Consider the following 24464-nt stretch of genomic DNA (forward strand, 5'->3'; position numbering starts at 1 on the left):
GTTATCCAATCGCTTCCAACACCGCTTCGCCCAGCTGTGCAGGGCTTTCGGCGACGACGATGCCGGCGGATTTCATCGCTTCGATCTTGTCCTCGGCCCCGCCCTTGCCACCGGCGACGATGGCGCCGGCGTGGCCCATGCGGCGGCCCGGAGGGGCGGTGCGGCCGGCGATGAACCCGGCGGTGGGTTTCCAGCGGCCCTTCTTCTTTTCGTCGGCCAGAAACTGCGCCGCCTCTTCCTCGGCCGAACCGCCGATTTCACCGATCATGATGATGCTTGTCGTTTCGTCATCGGCGAGGAACCATTCCAGCACGTCGATATGTTCGGTGCCCTTGATCGGGTCGCCGCCGATGCCCACACAGGTCGACTGGCCCAGCCCGACATCGGTTGTCTGCTTCACCGCCTCGTAGGTCAGCGTGCCCGAGCGCGATACGACCCCGACGGTTCCGCGCTTGTGGATATGGCCGGGCATGATGCCGATCTTGCAGGCATCAGGCGTGATGACACCGGGACAGTTCGGCCCGATCAGGCGGCTTTTGGAGCCTTCGAGCGCGCGCTTCACCCGCATCATGTCCAGCACCGGAATGCCCTCGGTGATCGCAACGATCACTTCCATCTCGGCATCGATGGCCTCAAGGATCGAATCCGCGGCAAAGGGCGGGGGCACGTAGATCACCGTGGCGTTGGCCTCGGTCACGGCCCTGGCCTCGTGGACCGAATTGAAGACCGGCAGGCCGATATGCTCCATGCCCCCCTTGCCCGGCGTCACGCCGCCGACCATTTTTGTACCATAGGCCATTGCCTGTTCGCTGTGAAACGTGCCTTGCGACCCGGTCAGACCCTGGCAGATGACCTTGGTGTTTTCGTCGATGAGGACAGCCATATCTGGTCCCTTTTTCCTGGTTATACGCGGTAAGTGAGATAGAAGACGCTGGTGCCGTTCTCGACACAGCCCTGTGCGCCGCCCCATGCGCCGACGCCGATTTCAAGCCCGATCGGGTTGGTCGGATCCTGGTAGGCGACGCATTGCACCGGTTGCCCGGTCGCCGGGTTCACGGGGCCATAGGTCACGCGCCGCACAAAGCCCGGATACAGGCGGGGCACCACGGCATCGAGCACCGGGGCGGCGGCGCTCACGCCGAGGTGATTGCTGGTCACGCGGCAATGTTCGGGCATTTCGCCATAGTAGAGCTCGACCTCGACGGTGCTGGCGGGGGCGGTGAAATAATGGGTGGTGTCGCTGTTCCCTTGGCTGCGGTCCACCCGCTCGGCGAAACCCGAACTGCGGAACATCTGCGCGCGCATTGCAGGTTGCACATGCGGCTGGACACAGAATTGCAGGGCAATTTCGGCGTTGATGCGGGCGGCTTCCTCGACGGTTTGCGCCGGCGCGACCGTGCCAAGGCCCAGCAGCAGCGTGGCGATCAGGCGGATCATTCCGGCACCTCCAGTCGGATTGCGGTGAAGACCAGCGAATAGGGTGCGACGATGATCGAGACCGGGATCCGTTCCCCGTGCCAGTCAAACAGGGCGGCATAGTGATGGGTCAGCGCGTCGTTCTGGCCGATGAATTCGCCCGCCATGCCCCGCGCGACGAAACCGATGGGCAGGTTGCCACCGACGATCTGTGCCGGCGAGGCGGGGCGCACGATCTCTTCAAACGCCGCAACCCAGGGGCCGGGATCGGTCGACAGCGCAAGGTTAATCTCGGCCGCGTTGAACCCCTGGTCATGCGCCGAACAGGCGTTCATCCGCATCCCCGGCAGGCCGGTCACGCGCAGAGTGATCATCTGGTTGTCGGCAAAGCGCCGGGCCTCGACGATCTGGCCATCCGCCGACCTCGCCACGGTGCTGATGCCATTGGGGCCGGGATTGGGCGTTTCGGCGATATAGGCGGACTGTTCAAACAGCGCCGCCTTGCAGTCGGTCCGAAACGTCTCCCACACCCGCGCCACCGCCTCGCGCGGGGTTTGCTGCGCGGCGGCTGGTGTGGCCAGCAAAAGGGATATGAGGAGCGGGCGGATCATTGACCTAACGCAGCCTGTCTGACGGTTCCCGGTTGGTGCTTTGAGTCATGAATGTGCACCCGGCAAAGAGGTGTAAATGCTGATCGCAAAACCATTTCGATCGACGTTGACATGTACGGCACTGTTGTAACCGGGAAATGCGCCTTCTACGACGAGAGAATGAGGTTGTGCAGCCGAATGTTCGGCAGCAAATGTCTGGTCATGGCCTTCAAGAAAGATATAGGCTCCGCCGGTGACGGACATCCCTCCGGCTTCTACCATGCCGCGTATCTGTTGAGTGGCCGAAACCGGGTCAATTTGGCTGTCCTTGTACTGGTGGGCATCGCAGAACAATTCGAACCCTTCACGCTTGTGTAGCAGATGAAGAGACAGAGACGTTTGAGCATTTTCATTATAGTGCTCGACAGTCCAATCGGTGTTTTCGGAATTTCGTGCAGCATTGAACATGGAATAGCCGTTTCGTGGTCGTGCATCCCCGCCGACGGAATGAGGCGCGGCCAGCGCCGCACCGCAAAACCCGATGAACTCACTCCAAAGACCAGCGAATTCGGCCACAGGTTCACTTGCGACCGCATTGGCGGCAAACAGCGCAGAAATGCAAATGGGCCGAAGCATCTGAAGGTTCCTTGTTATCCTTTCACGGCTTTCACGATCTTCTGCGCCCCGTCCTTGAGGTCGTCCGCAGCGATCACGTCGAGGCCGGAGGTGTTGATGATCTCTTTGCCCTTCTCGACATTGGTCCCTTCGAGCCGTACCACCAGCGGCACGCTCAGGCCGACCTCTTTTACCGCCGCAACAACGCCTTCCGCGATCACGTCGCAGCGCATGATGCCGCCAAAGATGTTGACGAGGATACCTTTGACCTGCGGGTCGGAGGTGATGATCTTGAACGCCTCGGTGACCTTTTCCTTGGTCGCGCCGCCGCCAACATCAAGAAAGTTGGCGGGTTCCGCGCCGTATAGCTTGATGATGTCCATCGTCGCCATCGCCAGCCCCGCACCGTTGACCATGCAGCCGATCTCGCCATCCAGCGCGATATAGTTCAGGTCGAACTTGGAGGCTTCCAGTTCCTTGGGGTCCTCTTCGGAGGTGTCGCGCAGTTCGGCGATGTCGGCATGGCGATAAACCGCGTTGCCGTCAAAGCCCATCTTGGCGTCAAGGCATTTCAGATCGCCGCCATCGGTCACGATCAGCGGGTTGATTTCGAGCATCTCCATGTCCTTTTCTATGAACATGCGATACAGGGTTTCCATCAGGCGCACGCATTGCTTGACCTGTTTGCCGCTCAGACCCAGCATGAAGGCGATGCGGCGGCCGTGGAACGCCTGGTAGCCGGTGGCGGGATCAACCGGGAAGGACAGGATTTTCTCGGGTGTGCTGGCGGCGACCTCTTCAATGTCCATGCCGCCCTCGGTCGAGCAGACAAAGCTGATACGGCTGGTCTGACGATCGACCAGCAAGGCCAGGTACAGTTCGGTTTCGATGCCGCTGCCGTCTTCGATGTAGATGCGGTTGACCTGCTTGCCCGCGGGACCGGTCTGGTGGGTCACCAGCGTGCGTCCCAGCATCCGCTTGGCTTCGGCGGCGGCTTCTTCAACCGATTTGGTCAGGCGGACACCGCCCTTTTCACCGGCATCGGTTTCCTTGAAACTGCCCTTGCCGCGACCGCCCGCATGAATTTGGGCCTTGACGACCCACATCGGGCCGTCCAGTTCGCCGGCGGCGGTCTTGGCTTCTTCTGCCCGCAGAACGACCCGCCCGTCCGAGACCGGCGCGCCATAGCTGCGGAGCAATGCCTTGGCCTGATATTCGTGAATGTTCATCGAAAACTGTCCCGTCTAGCTGCGATTACGATGGGTATAGAGACCCGGTTCACATGGAGTTAAACGCTTTTTTGCCGCAGGGCTTGGGTTTTTGTGAAAAAAGCGACATTTGTGATCACACGTCTGAAATGTGTGATCACAAAGCCTGTCCGACGGCCTCTGACGCGTCGTGACGGGGGGATACAGGCGATTCGTTTTGCCAAAAAAAACGCCGCCCGGATGGGCGGCGCGCAGATGTGGACCCGGTCGGTAGACCGATAATCCGGGATCGGTTCGCGGCGTCGCTGACGCCCTAGGACTTGCGCCGGCGGGCGATCCAGCCCAGCAGACCAAGGCCGCCTGCGAGCAGTGGCAGGGAGGCGGGCACCGGGACTGGCGACATGCTGGAACCAAGGCGCACATCGTCGATGCCAAACCCGTCGCCGGATTCGATGAACAGCGAGATCCCGACCGAATTCACCAGGCTGTCCAGACCGATGCTGACCAGGAACAGATCGCCGTCGCCCTGGCGGTTGGAGTTCAGAATATCCTCTGCGACATCAAACATTTCGCCGGCAACCTCGATCTCGAAGGCAACCCGGCCGACATCGTCGACATCGGTCAGGAAAAAGCTGATGCTGTCAAACATCGAACCGCCCGCGGCGGCAAGGTTGATGGCGCTGTTGTCGTTGCTGTCCAGCCAGTTCGAGCCGCCCAGTGTGGTGTTGTAGCGGCCATAGCTCGAGGTGCTGCGGATCAGGCTCTGGTCATCGGGCGTGTCGCAGGAATTGCCACAGCGTCCACCGGGAGTCGTGGTGAAATCGCCGACGCTTGTGCTGGTCAGCGGGGTGGTGTCGCCAACACCGCCGCCATCGGCGACGGGGGTATAGCTCTCGAAAGTTTCGTACGCCACCTGGTGGTCGGTATCGATGGCGTCGCGATCGCTGCGCGCTGTGCTCAGTTGCGATTGATCGTAAGATTGCCAGGTCAGGGTCGCGGCACTGGCCCCGGTTCCCATCAATGTCGCGGCGACGGCCGCACAGGTAATGTGTTTGATCATGAGTCCACTCTCTTAAATGCGATTACTGATACTACAGAGGCGCACGACCAAGCGGGAGAACAGCCGCGAAACCCCATGGGAGGGCCAACCTCCCGTTAATACTTTATTAACAAATCGACCAAAAATCAATGCTTTTGGCGCGGGCGTTATCTCGGAAGCGAAAACGTCAAGGATTAATCGCGCCGTGGGTCCGGTGGAGCACAAAAAAAGCCGGTCAGCAGCTGGTGCTGACCGGCGTCAGGTCTTGCGATGTGCGATACGATCAGGCGAGCGAGCTGTCGATGCCCTTGCAGGCTTCCACCAGGCCTTTGACCGCGTTCACCGAATTGTCGAACATTGCCTGTTCGTCCTTGGTCATCTTAATGTCGATGACCTTTTCGATACCGCCGGCACCGATCACGGTCGGCACGCCAACATACATCCCCTTCAGGCCAAGCGCCCCGTCAACATAGGCGGCGCAGGGCAGAACGCGTTTCTGGTCTTTCAGATAGGCTTCGGCCATTTCGATTGCCGAGGTCGCGGGGGCATAGAACGCGCTGCCGGTTTTCAGCAGGCCGACGATCTCGGCACCGCCGTCGCGGGTGCGCTGGATGATGCCGTCGAGTTTTTCCTGGGTGGTCCAGCCCATCGCAACCAGGTCGGGCAGCGGGATACCGGCAACCGTGGAATAGCGGGCCAGCGGCACCATGGTGTCGCCATGTCCACCAAGCACAAACGCGGTGACGTCTTTCATCGAGACACCGAATTCGTTTGCCAGGAAGTGACGGAACCGCGCGCTGTCGAGCACGCCGGCCATGCCGCAAACCTTTTCGTGGGGCAGGCCCGAAAATTCGCGCAGCGCCCAGACCATCGCGTCGAGCGGGTTGGTGATGCAGATGACAAAGGCGTTCGGCGCGTGATCGCGGATGCCTTCGCCAACGGATTTCATGACCTTGAGGTTGATGCCCAAGAGATCGTCGCGGCTCATGCCCGGCTTGCGCGGTACGCCCGCGGTGACGATGCAGACGTCGGCACCGGCGATATCGGCGTAAGACTGGGTGCCGGACAGGGCGGCGTCAAAGCCTTCGGACGGGCCGGATTCGGCGATGTCGAGCGCCTTGCCTTCGGGTGTGCCCTCAGCGATGTCGAACAGGACGACGTCGCCCAGTTCCTTCAGCGCTGCGAGGTGGGCGAGCGTGCCGCCGATCTGACCTGCTCCGATGAGCGCGATCTTGGGTCTGGCCATGGATTTCTCTCCGATCCGATGAAAATTGCGGGTTGCCTAGTGCCTCATGCCGTTTCGCGCAAGTGTTCTGCGATGCGGCGCGATTGTATCCGGGCGCTGGCAACCACCGGTGTGATGCGCTAAAGGCTAATCATGGGAAAGGGTTACGAGGCAATACCTTGCAGGAACTGAACCTCGCTTTTTTTGCACTTGCGGCACCGGCCGTGCTGTTTGCCGGCATCTCCAAGGGGGGCTTTGGATCGGGAGCGGCCTTTGCATCCGCGTCGATTCTCGCATTGGTGCTTGAGCCCGGAGAAGCGCTTGCCATCATGCTGCCGCTGTTGATGTTGATCGATCTGGCAACCCTCGGGCCGTATTGGGCAAAGTGGAGCTGGCCGGATTGCCGTGTGCTGATCCTGGGCGGGTTGCCGGGGGTGGGGGTCGGCGCGCTGCTCTATCGCGCGGCGGACGCGGATGTCCTGCGCTTTCTGATCGGGAGCATTTCGATCGCCTTCGTCGCCTGGCAAATGGCGCGGCGCAAGGGGCTGATCCGGGTGTCGCGGCGCGAAGGCGGCACCGCGGTCGGGCTGTTTGCAGGCCTGGTCACGGGGTTTACCAGCTTTGTCAGCCATGCGGGCGGGCCGCCGGCGGCGGTATACCTGTTGTCGCGGGGGCTGACCAAGAACCAGTTCCAGGCGACGACGGTGCTGGTGTTCTGGGTCATCAATGTCGCCAAGTTCGTGCCCTATGCCTTTCTTGGCATGTTCACGCTACAGACGGCGCTTGCCGATCTGCTGCTCGCACCCGTTGCCGTGCTCGGCGCATGGCTGGGGGTGCGGGCGCATCGTGTCGTCTCGGAGCAGCTATTCTTTGGTATCACCTACGTGCTTTTGGCGATCACCGGCAGCAAGCTGATCTTTGACGCGCTGACCTGATCGGCGTCAGGCGTCATTGCCTTCTGCCGGCAGGGCTTCGGCGAGTTCTTCGAACGACTGGCCAGAGGCCACCAGGCAGGTCATGCCATTGGGCATCGTCACGGTGATCGTCCAGCTGCCGGTCGTGTCGGAAGCAAAGGTCTCCACCACAGACCCCTGCGAGCCAAGGCCGATGCTCTGGCGGGTTTCGCCAAAGCGGTCGGCCAGGCGCTCGATCACGGTATCGCGCGGGGCACAATTGCGGGATTGCTGGGCGGCGACCTGTTGCGCCGCCAGTACCATCAGGCCCAACCCGACGGTCATGTTCAATGCTGTCTTCATCATGGGTCCATCTTTCTGAAACAATGCGCCGGAACCGGGTGCGGGCGCTTGCAAACAGCGGCTTGCTGTCATGACCAACCCTGCCATCTGGAGTGCTGAAAAGTGGTTAATTCCCCGTACGCAGGGGGCTCAGGCGGCAACTTCCGCAGGAAAAATGCTGCATCGCGGCGATTCCGGCTTGAATTTTCCGACCAAAAATGCCCCTTTCTGCGCAACATTATGACTTGTGGAGAGACTCATGCCATCCAGCGCGCGCCCCTATCGATCGGTTTTGTACATTCCCGCATCCAAGTCACGGGCGCTGGAAAAGGCCAAGACACTGCCGGTGGACGCGATCATTTTCGACCTCGAAGACGCAGTAACACCCGCCGAAAAGGCGAACGCGCGCACTCTGTTGGCCGAGGCGCTGGCCGCGGGCGGGTATGGCAACCGGATGCGGCTGGTGCGGATCAACGGGTTGGATACGGAATGGGGCCGTGACGATGCGAGGGCCGCGCGCGACATGGATTGCGACGCGATCCTGCTGCCCAAGGTCGGCAGCCCGCAGGACGTGGATGCCTTGGCCGAGATCACCGGCGAAATCCCGGTCTGGGCGATGATGGAGACCCCAAGGGGGATGTTGAACGCCCATGCCATCGCCGCGCACCCGCTGATCCAGGGGTTCGTGCTGGGCACCAATGACCTGGCCAAGGAGCTCAACACCCGTTTCCGCGCGGACCGCGAACCGCTGATGACCGGGCTTGGCCTGTGCCTGCTCGCCGCCAAGGCCGAAGGCGTGATCGCGATAGACGGGGTGTTCAACGCCTTCAAGGATGATGCAGGGCTGGAGATCGAGTGCAACCAGGGGCGCGACATGGGCTTTGACGGTAAATCTCTGATCCACCCGGCGCAGGTCGACGTCACCAACCGCGCATTTGCGCCGTCTCCGGACGAGATCGACCTGGCGCGCCGTCAGATCTCGGCCTTCGAGGAAACCGAGGCCAGCGGGCAGGGGGTTGCGGTGGTCGATGGCCGCATCGTTGAAAATCTTCACGTTGCCACCGCCCGCGAATTGCTGGCAAAAGCAGAGATGATCGAGGCGTTGCAAGCGGGGTAGTCCGGGATGGGCTGGGGTCTTCTGATATTGGGTTTGGCGCTGTGGTGGGCGGCGCATCTGTTCAAACGCGTCCTGCCCGAGCGGCGGGCCGCAATGGGCAATGCGGGCAAGGGGGCCGTTGCGATTGCGATCGTGATCGCGGTGGTACTGATGGTGCTCGGCTTTCGGGCAACGCCCTATGTTGCGGTCTGGACACCGCCTTCCTTCATGATCCACATCAACAATACCCTGATGGTCTTTGCCCTTTGGCTGACCAGCCCGGCAGGCCAGAAAGGGCTGATCCTGAACAAGGTGCGGCATCCGATGCTGGGCGGGTTCAAGCTCTGGGCATTCGCGCATCTGCTGGTCAACGGCGATCTGGCCTCGATCGTGATGTTCGGTGGCCTGCTGGCCTGGGCTGTGGTCGAGGTGATTGTCATCAACCGGTCTGAACCGGACTGGACACCGCCCGCGCCGGGGAGTTTGGCCAAGGATGCGATGTTCTTTGCCATTTCGGTCGTCCTGCTTGGGGTGATCGGCATGATTCACGGCTGGTTGGGATATTGGCCGTTCCCGCAATAAGGACACGTGAAATGAGCACGATTTATCGCTTCCTCTCGGAAGAGGACACATCCGCATTCTGTCACAAGGTCAGCGCAGCGCTGGCCGGGGGCTGGACGCTATATGGGTCGCCGACACAGACCTTTGATGCGGCGACCGGCACCATGCGGTGTGGTCAGGCCGTGATCAAGGAGGTGGCCACGGAGTACACCCCCGATATGAAACTGGGAGAGCAATAGATGGCGACCAAGACCAATTCCGGCCGCTTTTTCGAGGATTACGCGGTTGGCGATGTGCTCAACCACCCGGTGCCGCGCACCGTCAAGATGGGCGAGCGCGCGCTGTATCACATGCTTTACCCGGCCCGGCACGCGCTGCATTCCTCTGACCAGTTCGCGCAGGGCTGTGGCTTGCCGTTCAGCCCGCTGGATGACCTGGTGGCCTTTCACGTGGTGTTTGGCAAGACGGTGCCGGACGTGTCGCTGAACGCGGTGGCGAACCTGGGCTATGCCGAGGGGCGCTGGCTGCGTCCGGTCTGGCCCGGCGATACGCTGCGGTCGGTGTCCGAGGTGATCGGGGTCAAGCAGAACAGCAACGGCAAGACCGGGGTTGTGTATGTCCGCACCCGTGGCCTGAATCAGCACGACGAAGAGGTGCTGGAGTATGTCCGCTGGGTGATGGTGCGCAAACGCAATGTCGATGCGCCCGCGCCCGACACGGTGGTGCCCGATCTTGCCAAGGCGGTCGCCCCGGATGATCTGGTGCTGCCAAAGGGGCTGGATTTCACCGGTTACGATTTCTCGCTGGCCGGAGAGCCGCACCGCTGGGGCGATTACGAGATCGGCGAACAGATCGACCACGTCGACGGGGTGACGATCGAAGAAGCCGAACACATGATGGCAACACGCCTGTGGCAGAACACCGCCAAGGTGCATTTCGACGTCAACGCCCGCCCCGATGGCAGCCGGCTGATTTATGGCGGCCATGTCATTTCGATGGCCCGCGCCCTTTCGTTCAACGGGCTGGCCAATGCCCAGATGATTGTTGGTCTGAATGCCGGTGCCCACGCCAACCCCTGCCTGTCGGGGGATACGATCTATGCCTGGTCCGAAGTGCTCGACAAGGCCGAGACCGCGGCGCCGGGCGTCGGGGCCATTCGCCTGCGGCTTGTGGCGACCAAGGGGCACGCCCCGTTCACGCTGCGCGGCGAGGATGGCAAGTACCGCCCCGAGGTTCTGCTCGATCTCGATTACTGGGCGCTGATGCCGGTCTGAGCGACCCGTTCGGCGCACGCGCGGTCACGATCGCGCAAGGGTCACACAAGCGGGCGGAAATCTGCTATGCTGACTGTATGTTGGCATTTCGGCCCTTGCCGCTGTCTGCCCGTCGCGGTCATTTCCACGCGATGGGCGACAGGCGAATGATCCGTCCCGAGTCGAAATGCAGTTTGTTGACGCATTTTCGCTTGAAGGGATTTACCAGTGGCCGAACGACATAAAGAACTCGATTACCTGCCTGACAACGCTCAGGTCATTTCCACGTCCGGCGCGCCCATGGCGCATTGGTTGCTGCGTTTTGCCGTGTCGGCGACCTTCCTGTTTCACGGCTTGGGCAAACTGGCCGACCTGTCGGGGTCGGCCGAGGATTTTGGCCTGTCACCGGGTATACTCGGGGTCGCGACGGTGGTCGAACTGGCCGCGCCGCTGGCGCTGATCGCGGGTGGAGCGATGACAGGCCAGTGGGGCGACCTGCTGACCCGTTTGGGTGGACTGCTGGCGATTGTCGTTTTGATCGGCGCGATTTCGGTGGCCCATTGGGGACAATGGAGCTTTGCTCCGAGCGACACGCATCCGCTGGGCGGCATGGAGTTTCAGGTTACATTGCTCGCGATCAGCCTGTTTTTCATGCTGCGTGGCAACAGCGTCTAGCGGCGATACCCCATGTCGTTTCCCGGATAGGCAGGGGGCGGCAGATCCCCTAGGCTCCTGCCATGCTGTTCCTCGCCCGGATAACTATCCTGTGCCTGACTTTGTCCGCCGGGCGGCTGTTTGCCTGTGATCTGGCGCTGGCGCTGGCGGTGGATGTTTCGGGTTCGGTGGATCACGAGGAGTACCGCCTCCAGATGGACGGGCTGGCCCATGCGCTTCGCGATGGTGTCATATCCGAGGCATTGGTGCGCGGCCGGGCGCAGGTGATGCTGGTGCAATGGACCGGGGCAAGCCGGCAGCAGGTCACGATCCCCTGGACCACGCTGGACAGTTTTCAGGCGGTGGATGACTTTGCCGACCGGGTCGCTGAAAACCCGCGCATCTGGCGCAATTACTCTACGGCAATCGGCGATGCGCTGGAGTTCATCCTGCCAAGGTTCGAACCGGTCCGGCAATGCAAACGACGCCTGATTGACCTGTCCGGAGATGGCCTGTCCAACGAGGGACGGCCCCCGCGCGGGCTGCACCGGCGCCTGAAACAGGCCGGCATCACCGTCAATGCCATCGCGATCGAAGCCTCCGAGCCTGACCTGACCGCGTATTTTTTCGAGAATGTCATCGCCGGAGAGGGCGCATTTGTGATCACGGCGGCGAGCTTCCGGGAATATCCCGAACGGATACGCAAGAAATTGCTGCGAGAGGTCACGCGACAATCCGCCCGGCACGGGGGCGATCCCGTTGCCGCACCGTTCGGACGGTAAGCGCGACTCGGTTGGCGGGGAAAAATCGACTGTTTTGCACAGGATGGTGTGATGTGATCACAGCTATGCGTAGTGTGATCACAAGTTTGCGCTAAATCGAAAAATCGCGCCAAAAAACCGCGCCTAAACGTGCCGTGCAAGGGTGACAGCGGAAAAAAAAGGTTTAAAAACGGGCAAAAGCATCTGCAAAGGACCCGCCATGGCTGACGTCAATCGGGGCAATCGCCCGCTATCACCCTTTATGATCGGGCAGTATTACCGCCCCCAGATGACCTCGATCTCATCCATCATGGTGCGCATCACCGGGATCGCATCGCTGGGCACGGCTTTCCTGATCGTGCTCTGGCTGCTGACGGCCGCGACCTCCGAGAGCGCCTTTGCCGTGGTTGACGGTCTGCTGCGCAGCCTGGTCGGCGACATCCTGATGCTGCTGGCGACATGGGCGATCTGGTATCACGTGCTCGGTCGTCTGCGCCATGTCATCTGGGATTTCGGATACCTGCTCGAGGTCGCGGTGTCCGAGCGCATGGGGCTTGGCATGTTCGTCGGTGCCACGATGCTGACGATCATCACGGCAATCGCGGTGTAAGGAGAATGGCCATGAGATATCTGACCGACCGCAAGCGCGCGCAGGGGCTGGGATCTTCCCGACACGGAACCGATCATCACTGGCAGATGCTGGTCAGTTCGATCCTGCTATGTGTTCTGGTGCCGCTTTTCGTCTTTACCTTCGGCGTCGGGCTGGGGGGCAGCCATGCCGAGGTGATTGCCTATTTCGCACAGCCGTTCCCGGCGATCCTGACCGCGCTGACGCTGATCGTGGGGATCAACCACGTCAAATGCGAGGCACAGGAAGCGATCGAGGATTACATGGGCGGAACCGGTGCCAAGCTGGCCTATGTCGCCGTGGGTGCCTTTGCCTATACACTTATCGCTGCGGGCCTCTTCGCTCTTGTCAAAATCGCGCTCTAAGGCGCGCCAGGGAATAAACGATTATGACTGCAACATACGAATACGAGACGCATGAATATGACGTCGTGGTCGTCGGAGCAGGGGGCGCGGGCCTTCGCGCGACGCTCGGCATGGCGGAACAGGGGCTGCGCACCGCCTGTGTGACCAAGGTATTTCCGACCCGTTCGCACACGGTTGCGGCGCAGGGCGGCATTGCCGCGTCGCTGTCGAACATGGGCCCGGACAACTGGCAGTGGCACATGTATGACACGGTCAAGGGCTCGGACTGGCTGGGGGATACGGACGCGATGGAGTACCTCGCGCGCGAGGCCCCCAAGGCGGTCTACGAGCTCGAACATTACGGCGTGCCGTTCAGCCGTACCGAAGAGGGCAAAATCTATCAGCGTCCCTTTGGTGGCCACACAACCGAATTCGGCGATGGCCCCCCGGTACAGCGCACCTGCGCCGCCGCCGACCGTACCGGCCATGCGATCCTGCACACGCTCTATGGCCAAAGCCTCAAGAACAACGCGGAATTCTATGTCGAGTATTTCGCCATCGATCTGATCATGTCCGAAGACGGCCAGTGCCAGGGGGTGGTCTGCTGGAAGCTGGACGATGGCACCATGCATGTCTTCAGCGCCAAGATGGTGGTTCTGGCGACCGGTGGCTATGGCCGCGCCTATTTCAGCGCCACGTCGGCGCATACTTGCACCGGTGACGGTGGCGGCATGGTCGCACGTGCGGGGTTGCCGCTTCAGGATATGGAATTCGTGCAGTTCCATCCCACCGGTATCTATGGCTCGGGCTGCCTGATCACCGAGGGCGCGCGCGGCGAAGGCGGATACCTGACCAATTCCGAGGGCGAGCGGTTCATGGAGCGCTATGCGCCGCAATACAAGGACCTCGCGCCGCGTGACTATGTCAGCCGGTCGATGACCATGGAAATCCGCGAGGGTCGCGGTGTTGGTGCCGAGGGCGATCATATTCACCTGAACCTGTCGCACCTGCCGCCCGAGGCACTGGCGGAACGGTTGCCGGGGATTTCCGAAAGCGCCAAGATTTTTGCCGGTGTCGACGTCACCAAGGAGCCGATCCCGGTCATTCCGACGGTGCATTACAACATGGGTGGCATCCCGACGAACTATTGGGGCGAAGTCCTGAACCCCACGGCCGAGGATCAGAACGCCGTGGTGCCGGGGCTGATGGCCGTTGGCGAAGCCGGCTGTGCTTCGGTTCACGGGGCCAACCGCCTTGGCTCGAACTCGTTGATCGACCTGGTTGTGTTTGGCCGCGCCGCGGCGATCCGCGCGGGCAAGGTGGTTGATCCGTCCAAGGCCAACAGCAAGCTGAACCAGGCTTCGGTCGATGCGGCGTTTGACCGGTTCGACAATCTGCGCAACGCGCAAGGGGCGGTGCCGACCGCCGATCTGCGCCTTGAGATGCAGAAATGCATGCAGGCCGACGCCGCCGTGTTCCGGACATCCAAGACCCTTGCCGAGGGTGTCAAGCGCATGGATGACATCGCGGCCAAGATGTCGGACCTGCGTGTCACCGACCGCAGCCTTGTCTGGAACAGCGACCTGATGGAAACGCTGGAACTGACCAACCTGATGCCGAACGCGCTGGCCACGATCACCGGTGCCGAGGCGCGTCATGAAAGCCGCGGTGCCCATGCGCACGAGGATTTCCCCGACCGCAATGACGATGACTGGCGCGTGCACACGATCAGCCGGGTGGACGGGCGCCAGGTGGACCTGTCCTATCGCTCGGTGGTTGTCGATCCGCTGTCGACCGAGGCCGAGGGTGGCATCAGCCTCAAGAAGATCGCGCCCAAGGCCCGGACATTCTAGGGCAGGCAGAGGGCATTGGACAGCGCATCAGATAGCACGGCCATGCGCCTGACCATCCCTTGCGGTGGTCAGGTGCCGGGCAGACGCATGGCGCGTTCCCCTGCGGGGCGCGTTCCCCGTGATGTCATCGGGGCGTCTGCCCTTGCCGCGCCGGGGGGCGTTGCACCTTGACCCCGGTCAGCGATCATATGTTCCGCAAGGCGCTGCGCCAGCGCGGGATGGTTGCGGTGCCCGACAGGGGGCACCATGAGTATCTGCGGACCTTCGGGGCCGGGACCGACGTGATCGTAGATGTCGGCGTGCATACCGGCACACCACAGCTTTACCGCGCCTTTGCGGACCGAAAATTCGTGCTGATCGATCCGCGAGCCGAGGCCGAGGCCGAAACCGTCGCAAAAGGGGCCCCCGCGGATTTCGATTTTCACGCCTGTGCCGCCGGCGCAACGGCGGGCGAGATGGATTTACGCATCCCGACCTTGCGCCGGGGGGAAAACCCAGCAATGGCCGGGTTCAAGGCGATCGCCGGTCCGATGGCAAAAGGGGTCACAAGCTATGATCTGCGCCGGGTTCCGGTGGTTCCGCTGGACCGGATCATGGCAGATTACCCCGGTCGTGTCGGACTCAAGATCGACACCGAGGGGTTTGAACTCGAAGTGTTGCAGGGCGCGGCCGAGACGCTGCTGCGTTGTGATTTCGTCATTCTCGAATTGTCGCTGACCCATCGGTTTGACGACATCGCCCCGCCCAGCCGGGTGGTGGCGGAACTTGCACGGGCCGGGCTTGAGCTGCGCGATATCCTGCGCCGCACAGGCGACGGCAGGGGGGGCATGCGGCCCCGCCTGTTTGATGCCCTTTTCACACGATGGGAGGCGCGAAACTGATGCGCTGCCCCGTATCGACAAATACGTGGTCCGAACCGCCACACCCAACTTTCCGCCCAGTGAGGTATTTGCAATGGTCCAACTGACGCTCCCCAAGAACAGCCGTATCACCACCGGCAAGACCTGGCCAAAACCCGAAGGGGCCACGAATATCCGCAAGTTCCAGATCTATCGCTGGACCCCGGATGACGGGCAGAACCCGCGCGTCGATACCTATTTTCTCGACATGGACAAATGCGGCCCGATGGTTCTGGACGCGCTGATCAAGATCAAGAACGAGATCGACCCCACCCTGACCTTCCGCCGCTCGTGCCGTGAGGGGATTTGCGGCTCTTGCGCGATGAATATCGACGGTATCAATACGCTGGCCTGTATCTATGGGCTGGACGAGATCAAGGGTGACGTGCGGATTTACCCGCTGCCGCATATGCCGGTGGTCAAGGACCTGATCCCCGACCTGACGCATTTCTATGCCCAGCACGCCAGCATCATGCCCTGGCTGGAGACCAAGACCAACCGCCCGGCCAAGGAGTGGAAGCAATCCATCGAAGATCGCAAGAAGCTGGACGGTCTTTATGAATGCGTGATGTGCGCGTCCTGTTCGACCTCTTGCCCATCTTATTGGTGGAATGGCGACCGCTATCTTGGGCCTGCCGCGCTGCTGCATGCCTATCGCTGGATCATCGACAGTCGCGACGAGGCAACGGGCGAGCGGCTGGACGAGCTGGAAGACCCCTACAAGCTCTATCGCTGCCACACGATCATGAACTGTGCCAAGACCTGCCCCAAGGGGCTGAACCCGGCCAAGGCGATTGCCGAGATCAAGCACATGATGGTCGAACGCTCGGTCTGACGGGCAGGGGCCTGCCGCCGGATCGGTCATGGCCGTTCGGTGGCGGCACCCGGGAGATTGCGCCAGCGCTCAGTCTGGCGCATGGCGGCATTGCCGAATTGGTGGATGCGGAACCGGGCCATCGGCGTTATTTCGGGGGCAGGGAGGGATCACCACCCTCGGAGAAATCCATGACGACGCTGACAATATTGCCCTCGGCAATGGCACGTGAGGCCATCGAGATCCTGGAACAGGCCTATGGGTATTACATGCCCGAGCCGGTCGCAAAGCATCTCGGCGCGGCAGAGGCCGAGTATTTTGAATATGCCCCGGCGGCGTGACCCGATGACCAGCAGGATGCCAAGATGCTGATCCTGCTGGTTTTCCTGCTGGTTGGCGTTGTGGTTTACTTTGTCTGGCGTGCGCGGAACACGACGCTGACACGGCAATGCCGGTGGCGTGCCGACCGCAGCGTTGCGGCGGATTATTACCGTTGTCTGGCATGTGGCGGCGAGATCCGCACCGGAGGCGGGCACGAACCCCGCACCTGTGTGGCGCGCGTACCACGAGATCCGACCTGAACCAGCCGGGCGCAAGAAAATTCAAGGCGATGCATTTTTCCTCTTGATAGGAATCGCGTTTGGCCCGATATGCGGCTTCAAGACGCCAACGCACGCGCCTCTGTCCCAAGGGCTTATCCCCCATGGTTACGTAGCGACGGTAACGTCTCTGAATGGAAGTGAGCGGTCATATATGGCCGGGTCTGTTGGAGATGACCATGAACGCTATCGTAACCGACATGTCGGGTGCCGCCCGTATTGCGCCCGCAGTTTTCCCCGCAACCCGTATCGAGTCTTTCCTCAAGACCGTCCGGTTTGATCGTCCGACGCTTGTTCTGGATCTCGAAGCTGTCGCGCGCCAGTATCACGCGCTCAAGGCGGGCCTTGGCCGTGCGCATATTCACTATGCGGTCAAGGCAAACCCGCAGCGTGAGATCATCGAAACGTTGGTCGAACTTGGTTCGGGCTTTGATGCCGCGTCGCGCGCGGAGATCGAACTTTGCCTGAGCCAGGGTGCCGATCCCGATCACATTTCCTTTGGCAACACCGTCAAGCGTGCGTCGGACATTGCGTTTGCGCATCATGCCGGCGTGTCGCTCTTTGCCGCGGATGCCGAGGAAGAGCTCGAAAAGATCGCCGAATTCGCGCCGGGCAGCCGGGTGTATATCCGCCTGATCGTGGATGCGTCCGAGGCCGACTGGCCGCTGTCGCGTAAATTCGGTTGCGCCCGTGACAAGGCGATCAAGCTTTTGGATATGGCGGTCGAACTGGGCCTGTCGCCGGTCGGTTTCTCGTTCCACGTGGGCAGCCAGACTCGGCGCGCCGAGATGTGGACCGCAACGCTGGATCAGGTGGCGCAGATCTGGAACGAGGCAAAGGCGGCAGGTCACGCGCTGAGCCTGTTGAACATTGGCGGTGGGTTCCCGGCATTCTACGGAGAAGAGATCGAGGCCCCGACCCCCTATGCGGCAAAGGTCATCGACCTGATTACCCAGCGGTTTGGCGACGTTCCGCAAATCATGGCGGAACCGGGCCGTGGCATGGTTGCCGAAGCTGGTATGATCGCCGCCGAGGTGTTGCTGGTGTCCCGGAAATCGGACGCTGACATGTTCCGCTGGGTGTATCTGGACATTGGCAAGTTCTCGGGGCTTGCGGAAACCATGGACGAGGCGATCCGCTATCAGTTCGTGACCGATCGCGACCACGAAGAAACCGGTCCCTGCATTCTTGCGGGCCCATCCTGCGACAGTGCCGATGTGCTTTATGAAAAGCGTCCGGTCTCGTTGCCGGTGGGGCTGCGTTCGGGCGACCGGTTCATCATCCGCAATTGCGGTGCCTATACCTCGACCTATGCGTCGATCGGGTTCAACGGGTTCCCGCCGCTGGACGTGGTGGTGATCTGATCTCCGACGGGGAGGAGGGGCAGGGGCTTTCCCTGCCCGGAGATCTGGCGCACTGTCAGGGTGGAAATCCACCGGAGTGCGCCAGATGCCATTTGATCCCCCCGCCGATGCCGAGGCCCGCCGCGCCGTCGCCCCGGTCATCTGCTACCCGCCAGACAGCCTGCCCGCCCCCGACCTGGCAGGTTACGCGCGCGCACGTGCGACGGCACGCAAGACAGGCGAAGTGCTGGTGCCCCCGCGCGAGGCGGCATGTTTCGAGGTTCCTGCGGGGCATTTCTTTTGCATCCGTTCGGTCGAAGGCCCGCAGGTTGGCGATCTGAACCTGTGGAATGCCGCGAACCTGCAGGAACGGTTTTATTCCGGCAAGACGCGGGCGCTGCATGGCACGCACCTGACCACCGGGCAGAGAATGTGGAGCAGCTTTCCCTATCTGCGCCCCATGGCGACCATCGTGACCGACACGCTGGATTGGTACGGCAAGGACAGTTTCGGCGGGTCGGTGCATGACGTGATCGGCACCCGTTGCGACCCCTATACCGGCAACCTGCTGGCGGGTGGGCAGTATCATCATTGCTGCCATTCCAACCTGATCCGGGCCCTGGCGGATCATACGGGGATGACCCTGGCCGAGGCCGAACCGCATGTGCATGATGTGCTGAACGTGTTCATGTGTACCGGCTTTACCCGCGATACCGGGCAGTATTTCATGAAGGCGAGCCCGGTGCGGCCGGGTGATTATCTCGAAGCCTTTGCCGAGATCGATCTCCTGGGTGGGCTCAGTGCCTGCCCCGGGGGAGATTGCGGCAGCGAACATTCCAGTGACACCGCCACGTGTTATCCGTTGCTGGTCGAGATTTTTGCGCCGGCTGCTGCGGAACTGGCGGGGTGGCACAGCCCGGCGGTCAATGGGTATGACCAAAGCCACGGCCGGTGATCCAGCCGTGGATTATTTTGGACAGGCTCAGGAAAACGCCGCTTCCAGCGCGATTTCCACCATGTCGCCGAAACTGGTCTCGCGCTGATCCGAAGGGAGCGCTTCGCCGGTCAGCAGGTGGTCGGACACGGTGAGCACCGCAAGCGCACGACGACCGTAGCGCGCAGCGAGCGTATAAAGCTCGGCTGCTTCCATCTCGACGCCCAGGATACCGTGGCGCACCATCTGTTCGTTCAGGTCGGGACGTTCGTCATAGAACACGTCCGAGGAATAGATCCCGCCAACATGGATCGTGGTATCCCGACGCCCGGCAGCAGCAGCGGCAGCGCGCAACAAGGACCAGTCGGCGCAGGGCGCATAGGACAGTTCCTTGAAAATTCCGCGTGACGGCGTGGTCACCGTGCTTGCCGTCATCGCGAGGATGACATCACGCACGGCGACCTGTTCCTGCATGCCACCGCAAGACCCGATGCGGATCAGCGTCTTGGCATCGTAATCACGAATCAATTCGTTCACGTAGATCGACAGCGAAGGCATTCCCATGCCGCTGCCCTGAATCGTGACGCGATTGCCATTCCAGGTTCCGGTAAACCCCAGCATGCCACGCACTTCGTTCACGAGTTCTACATCGCTGAGAAAGGTTTGCGCGGCCCATTTTGCGCGATAGGGATCTCCCGGAAGCAAAACAGTGTCCGCGATTTGCCCCGGCTTGGCGCCGATATGAATTGTCATGATGGGGTTTGCCTGACTTAGATTTCCAGATCGGCAATGTCCGTGCCCTTTGCCAGGGCATCGTGAATCCATTGCGGTTTGCGGCCCCTGCCGGACCAGGTCTGGGTCGGGTCATCGGGATTGCGGTATTTGGCTGCCGATTTCGGTCCTTTGGCCGATTTGCGCGCCGCTGCGTCGTCTGACAATTCGCTCAGGGCAAAGCCGTGTTCCGCCGCAGCTCTTTCCGCGGCTTCCAACGCCACTTTGCGTTCGCGCTTTTCGGCGTTCCGAATGGCTTTCTCGACATCCCTGGCAAGCTGCCTAAGCTCTTTTCGCGACATCGACGTAAGGTCTATTGTCATATGTTTCTCCCATTGACCAAACATGACGCACATGCGCGCCATAGTCTGACACAATAGCGACCATGGCGACGCACTTCAGCGTCAAAATATCAAATAGGACAAATATATCCTATTGTGCGGCAATTGCCGCAGGATCCACGAGCGCTACAATGTCCGTCATGATTGTATTTAGCTCAAAATCCTTGGGAGTATATACTTTCGAAACGCCCATCTTTTGCAACCGTTGCGAATCTTCGTCCGGTATAATTCCGCCGACGATCACAGGAATGTGCGAAAAACCGGCAGCCTGCATTCTGGCCATGACTTCTTCGACCAGCGGTATATGGCTCCCGGAGAGAATCGACAGGCCAACCACATGGGCGTCATTTTCCCTGACCGAGGCGACGATTTCCTCCGGGGTCAGGCGAATGCCATCATAGGAGATGTCCATTCCGCAATCGCGGGCGCGAAAGGCGATTTGTTCCGCACCGTTGGAATGCCCGTCAAGGCCCGGCTTGCCGACCAGGAATTTCAGCCGCCGGCCCAGCCGGTCGCTGACCGCGTTGACGGCTTCGCGGATCTCGTCAAGCCCCTCGGTCTTGTTTGACGGTGAACCCGAGACGCCGGTGGGGCCGCGATAGGTGCCAAAGACCTGCCGCATCTGTTCCGCCCATTCGCCGGTTGTGGCACCGGCCTTGGCGGCGGCGATCGAGGGTTCCATCACGTTTGCGCCGCTGGCGGCGGCCTCGCGCAGGGCCGTGAGCGCGGCCGCGACCTGCGTGTCGTCCCGTTCCGACCGCCACGCCGCGAGCCTGTCGACCTGGTCCTGTTCGACCGCGGGATCGACCACCATGATGCCGCCATCCTCGCTCATCAGCGGCGAGGGTTCGGTGGTGGTGAACTTGTTCACGCCGACCACGGTGGTTTCCCCCGCCTCGATCCGGTTCAGTCGCTCGGCGTTGGAATCGACCAGCCGGGACTTCATGTATTCGATCGACGAAATCGCGCCGCCCATGCTGTCGAGATTGGCGAGTTCCGCGCGGGCACCGGTCTTGAGTTCTTCGACCTTGGCATCGACCACCGGATTCTGGTCGAAAAGGTCACCATATTCCAGCAGGTCGGTTTCAAAGGCGAGGATTTGCTGCATCCGCATCGACCATTGCTGATCCCAGGGGCGGGGCAGGCCAAGCGCTTCATTCCAGGCCGGCAGCTGTACGGCGCGCGCCCGCGCCTTTTTCGACAGGGTCACGGCCAGCATCTCGATCAGGATGCGATAGACGTTGTTTTCCGGCTGCTGTTCGGTCAGGCCGAGCGAATTGACCTGAACGCCATAGCGGAACCGGCGCATCTTGGCATCGGTGACGCCGTAACGTTGTTCGCAAATCTCGTCCCAAAGGTCGACAAAGGCCCGCATCTTGCACATTTCGGTGACAAAGCGGATGCCCGCATTCACAAAGAACGAGATACGCCCCACCAGTGCCGGAAAATCTGCCTCCGGAACGCGCGGGCGCAGCTCGTCAAGCACCGCGATCGCCGTGGCCAGGGCAAAGGCCAGTTCCTGCTCGGGCGTCGCTCCGGCCTCTTGCAGATGATAGGAACACACGTTCATCGGGTTCCATTTCGGCACGTTCGTATAGCAATACTCGGCCACGTCGGCGATCATCTTGAGCGATGGCTTGGGCGGGCAAACATAGGTGCCTCGGCTGAGATATTCCTTGATCAGGTCGTTCTGGACCGTGCCTTGCAGCTTGCTGACATCCGCGCCCTGTTCCTCGGCAACGGCGATATACAGCGCCAGGAGCCACGGTGCAGTGGCGTTGATGGTCATCGAGGTGTTCATCTGTTCCAGCGGGATCTGATCGAACAGCGCCCGCATGTCGCCAAGATGGCAGACCGGAACCCCGACCTTGCCCACCTCGCCGCGCGCCAGCGTGTGGTCGCTGTCATAGCCGGTCTGTGTCGGCAGGTCGAAGGCGACGGACAGCCCGGTCTGGCCTTTGGCAAGGTTGCTGCGGTAAAGTGCGTTGCTGGCCTGTGCCGTGGAATGGCCGGCATATGTGCGAATAAGCCAAGGGCGATCTTTTTGCGTCATGTCGGGCCTCGATGCTGGATGGCGTAATTTTCTTGCGTATTCGCTTTCTAAACAGAAATTTTCGACCGTTGTCAATTCGCTGCGTTGCGGCAATCACATTGGATCGGCAAAGTTGCGTTGCATCCGGGTGCTTGTTCGAAAATTCAGCAGCAACCGCAGGAGCCCGATGTCTTGTGTGTCTATCTCAACGAAGCCCTCGCGCGCATAGAGGGCACGGGCGCGGGGGTTGGTGTCGATCACATCAAGCCGCACCGCCGAAAGGTTCCGGGCGCGCGCCGTATCGCAGATTGCGCGCAGCAGGGCGGTGCCGATGCCGCGCCCGCGCGCCGCTTGGGACACGAATATCCCGTCCATCAACAGCACGTCCGGCTCGATATCCCGTTCCAGCAATTCGAGAAGCGCGCCCCGCCAGAACGCACCGAACCAACCGTAGCTTGCCGCCAGACTGCGGAAATCTCCGCCAAGCAGCGCGCCATTGCGATCCTTGAAGCCGGCCAGTCCCAATAGCGTCCCGTGATGGTCACGGGCGGCCAGCGCGAATTGCGGGTCTAGGTTGCCGCCGATAAAGCCGAGCGCGCGCTGTTCGGGCCACATGATTCGCCCAAGCTTGCCACGGAAGGCCTGCCAGAAGAGCCGCGCCGCCACAGCGCGTTCATGCGGATGAAAGCCGCGGGATATCGATATATGCGGGGATGTCTGGCCAGTGGTCATGAAACAGATATTTACCTTGCTGGGGCAGCTTGCAAGGATTGCACATGACGACAAGCATCGAACTCCCACTCTGGCTGCTGCTGCTGATCCTTGGTTTTGCGGTGATCGCGGCATTGGACAGGGTGATGATTCCGTCTGTGCGCTGGTTTTTCCGGCGTCGCCTGGAACGGGTGGTCGCGCGGCTGAACGAGCGGCTGGAACGTCCGATCCAGCCATTTAAGCTGGCCCGGCGTCACGACATGATCCAGCGCTTGATCTATGATCCGCAGGTCAGCCAGGCGGTTGCCGACCATGCGCGGGCGCAGGGCATTCCCGAAAGCGTCGCCTTTGAAGAGGCCGGCCGCTATGCGCGTGAGATCGTTCCGTCGTTTTCCGCATCGGCCTATTTCGGAGTAGCGATTCGCGCCGCGCGCTGGCTGTCGAACGCGCTGTACCGCGTGCGGCTGGGGCATCACGACGAAGCCGCGCTCAGGGAGATCGATCCGGATGCCACGGTGGTTTTTGTCATGAACCACCGCAGCAACATGGATTATGTGCTTGTCACCTATCTCGCGGCGGAACGCTCGGCCCTGTCCTACGCGGTGGGGGAATGGGCGCAGGTCTGGCCGCTAAGCGGTTTGATCAGGGCGATGGGGGCTTATTTCATCCGCCGTAAGTCGCGCAACGAACTCTATCGCAAGGTTCTGGCGCGGTATGTGCGGCTTGCCACCGATGCGGGGGTCACGCAGGCGATGTTTCCCGAAGGCGGGCTGAGCCAGTCGGGTGCGTTGATGCCGCCCAAGCTGGGACTGTTGAAATACATCGTCGATGATTTCGACCCCGACGGGCGGGACGTGGTGTTTGTACCGGTCGCGCTCAACTATGACCGTGTGCTCGAGGATCGCATCCTGATTGGGGCGGCGAATGACCCCAAGGGACGGTTCAACGCCCGGATCGGCGTGGTGGCCGGGAAATCGGTCAAGCAACTCTGGCTGCGCATGACGGGGCGCTATCACCGCTTTGGCTATGCGGCGGTCAGTTTCGGCAAGCCGCTGTCGCTGCGCACCCTGCGCGGGCAGGTCATGGGAGACCTAACCGTACCGCTGGCGCGGCAGTTGATTGCCAGGATAGGGGAGATCGTGCCGATGTTGCCCGTGCCGATCGTGGCTTGGGTGCTGGTCGAACGGGGACCGATGACACGGGCCGAGATGGAGCTCGCCTATGGCGCGATTCTCAGGAAATTTCCCGAAGCCCATGTGCACCTGCCGCGCGACAGCCGTGATTACGGGGCCGAGGTCGGTTTGCGTAACCTGCTGGAGCGGCGGGTGCTGCGGGTCGAGGACGGGCGATATCACATCGAGCCTGACCAAGTCGCGGTGGTGGCATATTATGCCAACTCGATCCGGCACCTGATGGAGGGGAGACCGGGCGTTTCTGCGTCAGCAAAGGGTGATGCTGCAACTGCGGGGTCATAAAATTACAAAATCTATCTAATTGTTGTTGCAATATTGCGCACCGCTTTCTATTTCGTTCTGACAGACG

30 protein-coding genes are annotated in these 24464 nt (G+C 61.4%); 18 read left to right on the forward strand and 12 right to left on the reverse strand.

Annotated features, from left to right (window positions below):
• Nucleotide 1: 1 nt before the first annotated feature.
• From sucD to mdh, 7 genes are all read right to left on the reverse strand, one after another.
• On the reverse strand, nt 2-883 hold the full coding sequence (gene sucD, locus ACP15R_RS08175; RefSeq protein ID WP_424985909.1) for a succinate--CoA ligase subunit alpha: 882 nt from the start codon (nt 881-883) through the stop codon (nt 2-4).
• 20 nt (nt 884-903) lie between these two features.
• A complete protein-coding gene (locus ACP15R_RS08180) occupies nt 904-1437 on the reverse strand; it encodes a hypothetical protein (protein ID WP_424985910.1) in 534 nt (177 codons plus the stop codon).
• Entirely contained in the window at nt 1434-2027 is a 594-nt protein-coding gene (locus ACP15R_RS08185; protein WP_424985911.1) for a hypothetical protein, read from the reverse strand. Before ACP15R_RS08185 ends, ACP15R_RS08180 begins: the two co-directional genes overlap by 4 nt.
• Before the next feature lie 45 nt (nt 2028-2072).
• Nucleotides 2073-2642: a hypothetical protein gene (locus ACP15R_RS08190; protein WP_424985912.1), complete on the reverse strand. Its 570-nt coding sequence runs from the start codon at nt 2640-2642 to the stop codon at nt 2073-2075.
• 14 nt (nt 2643-2656) lie between these two features.
• A complete protein-coding gene (sucC, locus tag ACP15R_RS08195; RefSeq protein WP_424985913.1) occupies nt 2657-3850 on the reverse strand; it encodes an ADP-forming succinate--CoA ligase subunit beta in 1194 nt (397 codons plus the stop codon).
• Between the two features lie 292 nt (nt 3851-4142).
• On the reverse strand, nt 4143-4889 hold the full coding sequence (locus ACP15R_RS08200; RefSeq protein ID WP_424985914.1) for a PEP-CTERM sorting domain-containing protein: 747 nt from the start codon (nt 4887-4889) through the stop codon (nt 4143-4145).
• A gap of 262 nt (nt 4890-5151) precedes the next feature.
• Nucleotides 5152-6114 (reverse strand): malate dehydrogenase, encoded by a 963-nt coding sequence (gene mdh / locus ACP15R_RS08205; protein WP_424985915.1) that lies wholly within the window; start codon nt 6112-6114, stop codon nt 5152-5154.
• Nucleotides 6115-6272: 158 nt separating this feature from the next.
• Here mdh and ACP15R_RS08210 point away from each other — a divergent pair, with 158 nt between their 5' ends.
• Entirely contained in the window at nt 6273-7028 is a 756-nt protein-coding gene (locus tag ACP15R_RS08210) for a sulfite exporter TauE/SafE family protein (RefSeq protein WP_424985916.1), read from the forward strand.
• A gap of 6 nt (nt 7029-7034) precedes the next feature.
• On the opposite strand, the gene ACP15R_RS08215 is transcribed toward ACP15R_RS08210, so the two are convergent.
• Complete coding sequence (locus ACP15R_RS08215; protein ID WP_424985917.1) at nt 7035-7352, reverse strand: hypothetical protein; 318 nt, start codon at nt 7350-7352, stop codon at nt 7035-7037.
• A gap of 67 nt (nt 7353-7419) precedes the next feature.
• Here ACP15R_RS08215 and ACP15R_RS08220 point away from each other — a divergent pair, with 67 nt between their 5' ends.
• The 16 genes from ACP15R_RS08220 (at nt 7420) to ACP15R_RS08295 (ending at nt 19088) form a co-directional block, all read left to right on the forward strand.
• Nucleotides 7420-7572: a hypothetical protein gene (locus ACP15R_RS08220; protein WP_424985918.1), complete on the forward strand. Its 153-nt coding sequence runs from the start codon at nt 7420-7422 to the stop codon at nt 7570-7572.
• A gap of 15 nt (nt 7573-7587) precedes the next feature.
• On the forward strand, nt 7588-8445 hold the full coding sequence (locus tag ACP15R_RS08225; RefSeq protein ID WP_424985919.1) for an HpcH/HpaI aldolase/citrate lyase family protein: 858 nt from the start codon (nt 7588-7590) through the stop codon (nt 8443-8445).
• Nucleotides 8446-8451: 6 nt separating this feature from the next.
• Nucleotides 8452-9006, forward strand: a complete 555-nt coding sequence (locus ACP15R_RS08230) for an NnrU family protein (RefSeq protein ID WP_424985920.1) — start codon at nt 8452-8454, stop codon at nt 9004-9006.
• An 11-nt stretch (nt 9007-9017) separates the two neighbouring features.
• Complete coding sequence (locus tag ACP15R_RS08235) at nt 9018-9224, forward strand: DUF1737 domain-containing protein (RefSeq protein ID WP_424985921.1); 207 nt, start codon at nt 9018-9020, stop codon at nt 9222-9224.
• On the forward strand, nt 9225-10259 hold the full coding sequence (locus ACP15R_RS08240) for a MaoC family dehydratase (protein WP_424985922.1): 1035 nt from the start codon (nt 9225-9227) through the stop codon (nt 10257-10259).
• A 207-nt stretch (nt 10260-10466) separates the two neighbouring features.
• Complete coding sequence (locus tag ACP15R_RS08245) at nt 10467-10913, forward strand: DoxX family protein (protein WP_424985923.1); 447 nt, start codon at nt 10467-10469, stop codon at nt 10911-10913.
• 62 nt (nt 10914-10975) lie between these two features.
• The gene (locus ACP15R_RS08250) at nt 10976-11674 is read left to right on the forward strand and encodes a DUF1194 domain-containing protein (protein WP_424985924.1); all 699 of its coding nucleotides are present in this window, start codon (nt 10976-10978) and stop codon (nt 11672-11674) included.
• A gap of 199 nt (nt 11675-11873) precedes the next feature.
• Nucleotides 11874-12263 carry a succinate dehydrogenase, cytochrome b556 subunit gene (gene sdhC, locus ACP15R_RS08255; protein WP_424985925.1) on the forward strand — a complete coding sequence of 130 codons (390 nt, stop codon included), beginning with the start codon at nt 11874-11876 and terminating at the stop codon, nt 12261-12263.
• An 11-nt stretch (nt 12264-12274) separates the two neighbouring features.
• Nucleotides 12275-12646, forward strand: a complete 372-nt coding sequence (gene sdhD, locus ACP15R_RS08260; RefSeq protein ID WP_424985926.1) for a succinate dehydrogenase, hydrophobic membrane anchor protein — start codon at nt 12275-12277, stop codon at nt 12644-12646.
• Between the two features lie 23 nt (nt 12647-12669).
• On the forward strand, nt 12670-14478 hold the full coding sequence (gene sdhA / locus ACP15R_RS08265) for a succinate dehydrogenase flavoprotein subunit (RefSeq protein ID WP_424985927.1): 1809 nt from the start codon (nt 12670-12672) through the stop codon (nt 14476-14478).
• A 167-nt stretch (nt 14479-14645) separates the two neighbouring features.
• The gene (locus ACP15R_RS08270; RefSeq protein WP_424985928.1) at nt 14646-15359 is read left to right on the forward strand and encodes an FkbM family methyltransferase; all 714 of its coding nucleotides are present in this window, start codon (nt 14646-14648) and stop codon (nt 15357-15359) included.
• Nucleotides 15360-15510: 151 nt separating this feature from the next.
• Nucleotides 15511-16212 carry a succinate dehydrogenase iron-sulfur subunit gene (locus ACP15R_RS08275; protein WP_424986371.1) on the forward strand — a complete coding sequence of 234 codons (702 nt, stop codon included), beginning with the start codon at nt 15511-15513 and terminating at the stop codon, nt 16210-16212.
• A gap of 170 nt (nt 16213-16382) precedes the next feature.
• A complete protein-coding gene (locus tag ACP15R_RS08280; RefSeq protein WP_424985929.1) occupies nt 16383-16532 on the forward strand; it encodes a hypothetical protein in 150 nt (49 codons plus the stop codon).
• A gap of 24 nt (nt 16533-16556) precedes the next feature.
• On the forward strand, nt 16557-16772 hold the full coding sequence (locus ACP15R_RS08285; RefSeq protein ID WP_424985930.1) for a hypothetical protein: 216 nt from the start codon (nt 16557-16559) through the stop codon (nt 16770-16772).
• A 197-nt stretch (nt 16773-16969) separates the two neighbouring features.
• On the forward strand, nt 16970-18154 hold the full coding sequence (locus ACP15R_RS08290; RefSeq protein ID WP_424985931.1) for a type III PLP-dependent enzyme: 1185 nt from the start codon (nt 16970-16972) through the stop codon (nt 18152-18154).
• A gap of 85 nt (nt 18155-18239) precedes the next feature.
• Nucleotides 18240-19088, forward strand: coding sequence for an urea carboxylase-associated family protein (locus ACP15R_RS08295; RefSeq protein ID WP_424985932.1), 849 nt, complete (start codon nt 18240-18242; stop codon nt 19086-19088).
• A 27-nt stretch (nt 19089-19115) separates the two neighbouring features.
• Here the strand turns inward: ACP15R_RS08295 and deoD are convergent, their stop codons facing one another.
• The 4 genes from deoD to ACP15R_RS08315 all read right to left on the reverse strand — a co-directional run bounded on the left by deoD (nt 19116) and on the right by ACP15R_RS08315 (nt 22877).
• The gene (gene deoD / locus ACP15R_RS08300) at nt 19116-19820 is read right to left on the reverse strand and encodes a purine-nucleoside phosphorylase (protein ID WP_424985933.1); all 705 of its coding nucleotides are present in this window, start codon (nt 19818-19820) and stop codon (nt 19116-19118) included.
• 17 nt (nt 19821-19837) lie between these two features.
• The gene (locus ACP15R_RS08305; protein WP_424985934.1) at nt 19838-20161 is read right to left on the reverse strand and encodes an H-NS family nucleoid-associated regulatory protein; all 324 of its coding nucleotides are present in this window, start codon (nt 20159-20161) and stop codon (nt 19838-19840) included.
• 109 nt (nt 20162-20270) lie between these two features.
• Nucleotides 20271-22232 (reverse strand): methylmalonyl-CoA mutase family protein, encoded by a 1962-nt coding sequence (locus tag ACP15R_RS08310; protein ID WP_424985935.1) that lies wholly within the window; start codon nt 22230-22232, stop codon nt 20271-20273.
• Nucleotides 22233-22325: 93 nt separating this feature from the next.
• Nucleotides 22326-22877, reverse strand: a complete 552-nt coding sequence (locus ACP15R_RS08315) for a GNAT family N-acetyltransferase (RefSeq protein ID WP_424985936.1) — start codon at nt 22875-22877, stop codon at nt 22326-22328.
• Nucleotides 22878-22987: 110 nt separating this feature from the next.
• On the opposite strand from ACP15R_RS08315, the gene ACP15R_RS08320 reads away from it, so the two are divergent.
• On the forward strand, nt 22988-24397 hold the full coding sequence (locus tag ACP15R_RS08320; RefSeq protein WP_424985937.1) for a 1-acyl-sn-glycerol-3-phosphate acyltransferase: 1410 nt from the start codon (nt 22988-22990) through the stop codon (nt 24395-24397).
• Nucleotides 24398-24464: the final 67 nt, after the last annotated feature.

It is taken from the genome of Microbulbifer sp. S227A (assembly GCF_049800935.1).